This is a genomic window from Subtercola vilae (assembly GCF_004923255.1).
GTDB classification, from domain to species: Bacteria; Actinomycetota; Actinomycetes; order Actinomycetales; family Microbacteriaceae; genus Subtercola; species Subtercola vilae.
Map to the genome: position 1 here is coordinate 1 of NZ_QYRT01000072.1, position 6,712 is coordinate 6,712.

The 6,712-nt window shown below is 67.9% G+C and carries 4 protein-coding genes; 3 read left to right on the top strand and 1 reads right to left on the bottom strand.

The window, feature by feature from the left end; all coding sequences use genetic code 11:
* Together D4765_RS18475 and D4765_RS18480 are read left to right on the top strand one after the other, a co-directional pair.
* Window positions 1–1,744: AtzH-like domain-containing protein (locus D4765_RS18475; protein ID WP_136643783.1), on the top strand; the 1,744-nt coding region annotated here is incomplete at its 5' end.
* 85 nt (window positions 1,745–1,829) lie between these two features.
* Window positions 1,830–2,429: a class I SAM-dependent methyltransferase gene (locus D4765_RS18480; RefSeq protein WP_136643784.1), complete on the top strand. Its 600-nt coding sequence runs from the start codon at window positions 1,830–1,832 to the stop codon at window positions 2,427–2,429.
* 117 nt (window positions 2,430–2,546) lie between these two features.
* Here D4765_RS18480 and D4765_RS18485 read toward each other — a convergent pair whose 3' ends face one another.
* On the bottom strand, window positions 2,547–4,274 hold the full coding sequence (locus tag D4765_RS18485; protein WP_136643785.1) for a YncE family protein: 1,728 nt from the start codon (window positions 4,272–4,274) through the stop codon (window positions 2,547–2,549).
* A 145-nt stretch (window positions 4,275–4,419) separates the two neighbouring features.
* Between D4765_RS18485 and D4765_RS18490 the strand changes: the two genes are divergently transcribed.
* A complete protein-coding gene (locus D4765_RS18490) occupies window positions 4,420–5,697 on the top strand; it encodes an aspartate kinase (RefSeq protein WP_136643786.1) in 1,278 nt (425 codons plus the stop codon).
* The last annotated feature ends 1,015 nt before the right edge of the window (window positions 5,698–6,712 follow it).

A 6,712-nucleotide genomic window follows, 5' to 3' on the forward strand; every position in this document is an offset into this window, starting at 1 on the left:
CACCCACCCCGCACCCCTCTGGTGGCTCGGCGATCCCACCCTCCTCGCCGCCTTCTGGCGTTACGAGCGCGCCCTCATGACGAACGACATCGCCGAGCTCGACGTGCTCTTCGCCGCCGGCCCCGACACTGTGCGGAGCGAGGGCGGCTCCGCCCTCATCGGCCACGACGCTATCGCCGCCTTCCGCGCCACCCGCCCGCCTGTTCCGCAGCGCTTTCTCCGCCGGGTGCACCTGCGCACGCTCGACGAGAACTCGGCCGTCATCATCGCCGAATCCGTTCGTCGCGACGGCGGCACCGGTTCGCAGACCCAGCTCTGGCAGCGCGCCGACACCAGCAGCGCCTGGGCCGTAACCGTGGCGCACGTTTCCATCGTTCCGGGTGTGCAGTTCAGCACCCACTTGCTCACGGGGGAGGAGGAGCGCGCTATCTGGGCCACTCCCGAGAAGCGCCGGCCGCTCATCGAGTCGCAGCCCTACGCCTCAGGTTCGAAGCACGTGGGGGCACTGGCGGGCATCCGGGTCGCCGTCAAAGACCTCTTCGCCATCGCTGGCGAGGTCATCGGAGCCGGCAACCCCAGCTTCGCCGCCACCCGCAGGCCCGAAACGGTCACCTCTGCGGCCGTTCAGGCTCTCATCACCGCTGGCGCGGAAATCACGGGCCTCGCCCAGACCGACGAACTCGCCTTCTCGATCGCCGGCACCAACCTCCACTTCGGCACCCCGCCGAATCCCGCTGCCCCCGGCCACATCACGGGTGGCTCAACGAGCGGCCCCGCCTCGGCCGTCGCTCTGGGCCTCGCCGACCTCGCCCTCGGAACCGACACCGCCGGCTCCATCCGCGTTCCCGGCTCCTACACCGGCCTGTTCGGGCTCCGCACAACCCACAACGCCGTCTCCCGCGCGGGCCTGGTCGGCCTCGCCCCGAGCTTCGACACGGTCGGAGTGCTGGCGCGCGACCTGCGCATCCTCCACGCCGGCGCCGTCGCCCTCCTCGCCACCGGAACGCCCGCATCACCCGCACCCGCCGCGGCCGACGTGTCCCTCCATCCCATCGATAGCGACTTGCTGGCCGGGTCGCCGCACGCCGGGTTGTCGCACGCCGGATTGCCGCACGTCGTTGCGCCTGCCGCTGCTTCGACCCCCATCACGACCATCCTCACCGACCCGGCCCTCACCGCCCTCGCCGACGACAACACGCAGCTCTCGTTCGGCGCCGCTCTGCGCGCCCTCGCTCTGAACTCCGGAGCATCCGTCGCCCCCAACGCCGCCTCGACCTCCCTCGACCCCGCCGCCCTCGACGCATGGTTCACCGCCTTTCGCATTGTGCAGCAGTTCGAGGCTTGGGCCGAAGACGGCGACTTCGTCACGGCGAACCCCGGCGCCCTCGATCCGGCCATCGCCGAGCGCTTTCGCATCGCCGCGCAGATCACCGACTCCCAGGCTCAGGATGCCCGCGCCACCCTCGCTCGAGCCACCGCCACTCTCGAGGCCGCCATTCCCCTCGGCTCGGCGCTGGCCCTGCCCACCACCTCGAGTGCCGCCCCCTCAACCACCGCCTCTCCCGCCGAGATCGACCGCGTGCGAACCGCCACCCTGCGCCTCACCAGCCTGGCGTCGCTCTCCGGCCTCCCCGCCCTGACCATCCCCTACGGCCGCGTCGGCACCCTCCCGCTCGGCTTCTGCCTCCTCGGCCCGCGCGGCTCCGACCTGCAACTCATCGCCCTCGCCCAGCCGCGCGCCTGACCCTGCCCTCGCTCAACCGCCGCCCTGACCCGCGCGCCGACCGATCGGGCACCTTTTCGCACCCGGTCTGCCTAGACTCGAGGGCATGCCCGACGAAGCGAGTCTTGCCGCCTACTCCGCCAGGGCAACCGAGTACATAGACCGGCTGGGCTCGATGAGTTCCGTTCATCCATCAGACCTCCAGATTGTGTCCACGTGGGCCCTCGACGTTGATGGTGACCTCATCGATGCAGGGTGCGGCCCGGGTCAGTGGACGAACTTTCTCACTCAACTCGGAGTGTCTGCTCGAGGCATCGATCGCGTGCCTGAGTTCATCGCTCACGCCGCAACAGCATTTTCCGCGGCGAACTTCGCAATCGAAAGTCTCGACTCCATCGAGGCAGACACCCATTCGGTCGGCGGAATACTGTCGTGGTACTCGCTGATCCACTACGAGCCCCGCGCGATCCAAGTGCCTCTGCGTGAGTTCGACCGTGTGATCAAGCCCGGAGGCGCACTGCTCGTCGGGTTCTTCGAGGGCCCGGAGGTCGAGAAATTTGCGCACGCGGTCGCCCCGGCCTATCGGTGGTCGGTAGACGCGATCAGCGCAGAGCTCGACCGCGCTGGCTTCGACGTTCTCGAAACGCTCGTGCGAAAGACGGCGGGCCAGCGCCCTCAAGCCGCGCTCAGCGCTCGACGCCGCTGAGATCGGCCGCCTACGAGCTGCCCCCTCCGCTGGGATCGCCGGCGTGCGAGCCGCCCCCTCCGCCACCCTCCCTCATCGGAGAGCGCCCTCACTGCCCACCCGCAAGCGCGCGACGACTCAGCACTTCGGGCGATCCGTACTCCCGCCAAACCCGGCACCGCTGCCAGACCCCGCGCCGCTCTCACCCGAGGCTGTGCACCCACCACCCGTGCCACTCGGCGTGACCACGATCGAATAGTTGCCGCTGGCAGCGCCGCCGGCCCCCGTCGCCGTCACGAAGAAGTCAACACTGCCTGCCGCGGTCGCTGTGCCTGTGATCAGGCAGGTCGCCGCGCCCAGGCTGAGACCCGCGGGGAGCCGACCCGAGGTCACCGCACATGTCGCGGGCGAGCTGCCCGCCGCAAGGATCTCGTACCGGTAGGCGGTACCAACCGTAGCGTTCGGCAGCGTGCCCGACGCGGCCAACGCGGGCGCGGGAGGGTTCACAACGAACGGGTACGTGAGGGCAACCGACGTCGATGCAAAGTTCTTCGCCTCAATGGAGATGGTCGAATCGCCGACCACCGTGGGCGTGCCGGCGAGGGTCTGCGTCGCAGCGTTCCACGTGAGCCCAGCGGGAGCCGTGCCGCCGAAGAAGACCGTCGGCACCGGGTTGCCGCTCGTGGTCACGGTGTAGCTGTACGGCACGCCGATCGTCGCCGCCAGGGGAGCCGCAGACGTGATGGCCGCGGCCACCGGAACCCCGGGCCTCAGGCTGCTCACCGAAGCGCCCAGCCGGTTGGCCGTGAAGACGGTACCCGTCGACTCGTCGACCCCGATGCCCTTCGGAGCCTTGCCCGTCGGCAGCGTCAGCACCGGCGGAATCTCCGACGTCGTGTCGAACTGCGACACCGACACGTCGAGCGAGTTGCTCGCGAACGCACTGTGCGACGTCTGGTCGACGACGATGCCCGACGGCCCCCGCCCCACGATGAGGTTCGTCACGGTCGGCGCAGCGGCCGCTCCGTCGAACTTCGAAACCCACCCCGCCCGCAGATCGGTCACGAAGACAGCCTTGTTCGACTCGTCGATCGCGACGCCCATCGGCCCGTCACCGACCGCGATCGTCGACATCGTGCTCAGGTCGACAGCAGCCGCCCCGCCCCGCAACTCCGTGGTGGCGCCCCGAAAACGCGACACCGTGTTGTCGGCGGAGTTCGCAACGAACACCTCGTGCGTCTCGCTGTCGATCGTCACTCCCTCGGGCATCGAACCCACGGCCACCGTCGTGAGCACCGGCGACACGGCCGTACCGTCGAACGCGTTGACGGTGTTACCCGTCGAACTCGTCACGTAGACCACGTGCGTCTCCGGGTCGATCGCTATGGCGCTCGGTGACGGGATGCTCGCAATCAGCTGCGCCGTCGGAGCCGCGACATCGGCACTGAACACCGACACCGTGCCGAGCGCAGTGTCAGCCACGAACACCTCACGTGCACCGGCGTCGATCGCAATCGCCATCGGACCGTCACCCACGGCGATAGTCGACACCGGGCCGCCCGGAGTGCGGCCGTCGAAGCGCCGCACGACGTTCGACGACTGGTCTGTGGCGTAGACCTCGTGGCTGACCGGGTCGACGGCCAACGCCGAAGGAATTCCCCCGAGCGCAATCGTCGTCGCGTCACCCGGCGCTGCCACCGCGCCCGCCGCACCCACGCCGGTCACTGAGGGAATGCCCACAACAAGCCCGGCCACCGCCAGGACGGCGCAGACCATCCCGAGCCGCGACACCGGCACCCACACCGGCACCGGCACAGCTCTCACCCCAGCAACACGGCCGCGCGACTTCTTCCACAGGTACATCATGCGCACACTTTACTGAGCAATCATCACTTAAACAAGATGCGCAGGGCACAGACCTCCCAGCGCATCCAACTAGAATCAGAAATCGACTTCCCGCTGCGGCAGAACGCGCTGCGGGCCACCCGGCTGCGACCCCAGGAGTGCCTTCGTGAGCTTGATCGTGCAAAAGTACGGCGGATCATCCGTCGCCGACGCCGAGAGCATCAAACGCGTGGCAAAGCGCATCGTCGAGACGCGCAAAGCGGGCAACGAAGTCGTCGTCGCCGTGAGCGCCATGGGTGACTCCACCGACGAATTGCTCGACCTCGCCCACCAGGTCACCCCCATTCCCGCGCCCCGCGAGCTCGACATGCTGCTCACCGCGGGCGAACGAATCTCCATGGCCCTGCTCGCCATGGCCATCAAGAGCATGGGTCACGACGCACGCTCGTTCACGGGCAGCCAGGCCGGCATGATCACGGATGCCCGGCACGGCCAGGCCCGCATCGTCGACGTCACTCCGGGCCGGGTGCGAGACGCCCTCGACGAGGGGGCCATCGCCATCGTCGCCGGTTTTCAGGGTTTCAACCGTGGAACAGGTGACATCACCACCCTCGGTCGCGGCGGCTCCGACACCACCGCGGTGGCGCTCGCGGCGGCGCTGCACGCTGACATCTGCGAGATCTACACCGACGTCGACGGCATCTTCACCGCCGACCCTCGCGTCGTGCCCAAGGCGCGCAAGATCGAGCGCATCACCAGCGAGGAGATGCTCGAGCTTGCCGCCAACGGTGCCAAGGTTCTGTACATTCGCGCCGTGGAATATGCCCGCCGCCACGGCGTCACCCTTCACGTTCGTTCGTCGTTCAACAACAACGAGGGCACGATCGTCTACAACGCTACCGATGAACAAAACAGGGAGAGACCCGTGGAAGAGCCACTGATCGCAGGTGTCGCCACCGACCTCAGCGAAGCCAAGATCACCGTTGTGGGTGTTCCCGACATCCCGGGCAAGGCCGCCCAGATCTTCAACATCGTCGCGAAGACCGGCGCCAACATCGACATGATCGTGCAGAACGTGTCGGCTGCGGCCACTGGCCTCACCGATATCTCGTTCACGCTGCCGAAGTCTGACGGCCAGACGGTTCTCACCACGCTGACCGCCGAGCAGACCGACGTGGGCTTCGCGAGCCTGCAGTACGACGACCAGATCGGCAAGCTCGCCCTGGTCGGCGCTGGAATGCGCACCAATGCGGGCGTCTCGGCCAAGCTGTTCACCGCGCTGTACGAGGCCGGCATCAACATCGAGATGATCTCCACCAGCGAGATTCGCATCTCGGTCGTCACCCGCGCCGACACCGTGAACGACGCGCTCCGTGTCGTTCACACCGCGTTCGGCCTCGACGCCGACTCCGACGCCGTCGTGCACGGCGGCTCCGGCCGCTAACCCCCATCCCGTCCCGTCGCCGCCGTCCCGTCCCGGCCCCCTCCCGCCCCGCGCGTTGGCGTTGGGGTACGGACTTTGCCCGTCTGGGAGTACCGAAAGCGGGCAAAACCCGTACCTCAACGGCTGAACCGAGCGGGATCGGTGGCGCGAAGCGACTGAACGACGGCTTCGGCGACGATCGGAGGCAGGCCGCGAACCTCGGGAACGGCGATGAGCGCTCGCAGAGGGCGGCTGCGGAGCGAGACCTCAGGACACCGGCCATATCGTCGAGCGCCCGCCCGAGGTTTCGCAGGTCGAGGGCGCTCATGCGAAACACTCGTTCGCCGTGATCTTCGAGGCGTCGTGTACGGGTGATGTCGATGCGCCACTGCCGCTGCGAGGTTCTGTGCCCGTCACCCTCGTACTCAACGCACACACGATGGTGCGGGAAGCGCAGATCTGGTCGAGCCACGAATTCGCCCGAGCTCGTGTAGAGCGGAACATTGACATCGGGCCTGGGCAGGCCTGACGCAGCCATTGCAACACGAACGAGGGACTCAGGCGCAGATTCAGCCCATCCGTCGACCTGTGCGAGGGCATCTCTTGCTGCGCCCCGACCTCGAAGGCGAGTCAGCCGACCAATCACACGGGTCAGATCATCGATGCTCGAGAGCTGGGCCTTCTGTGCGACGATGTGGTCTGCCGCCGCGACAAGGTCGGGCACACTGAGGCTGCCCGCAAGGTCGCACCACAGGCGAGCGGGTGTGACGAGGGGGAGTCCTCGTAGTGTCGTTATCTCGCCCGGCAACACTCGAAGCCGATGGCTCGAAACACTTCGGGCGTCGATTCCAATGAGGGGGGAAGCGGTGGGATGTTGCGCACCCTCCAACTCTCCACCGCGACGTGTCGGCGCCCTGTGAGTAACCGGCTCCGTCGCTACAGGTACGGCTTTTGCCCGGATCTGGCCGTCCCAGCCGTTCAGAACTCGTACCTTTGCGGCGGGCTGGGGCGGCCAGATCCGGGCAAAAGCCGTACC

Coding starts and splice junctions, on each gene's coding strand:
- D4765_RS18480 (WP_136643784.1), top strand. CDS start 1,830: ATGCCCGACGAAGCGAGTCTTGCCGCCTACTCCGCCAGGGCAACCGAG.
- D4765_RS18485 (WP_136643785.1), bottom strand. CDS start 4,274: ATGATGTACCTGTGGAAGAAGTCGCGCGGCCGTGTTGCTGGGGTGAGA.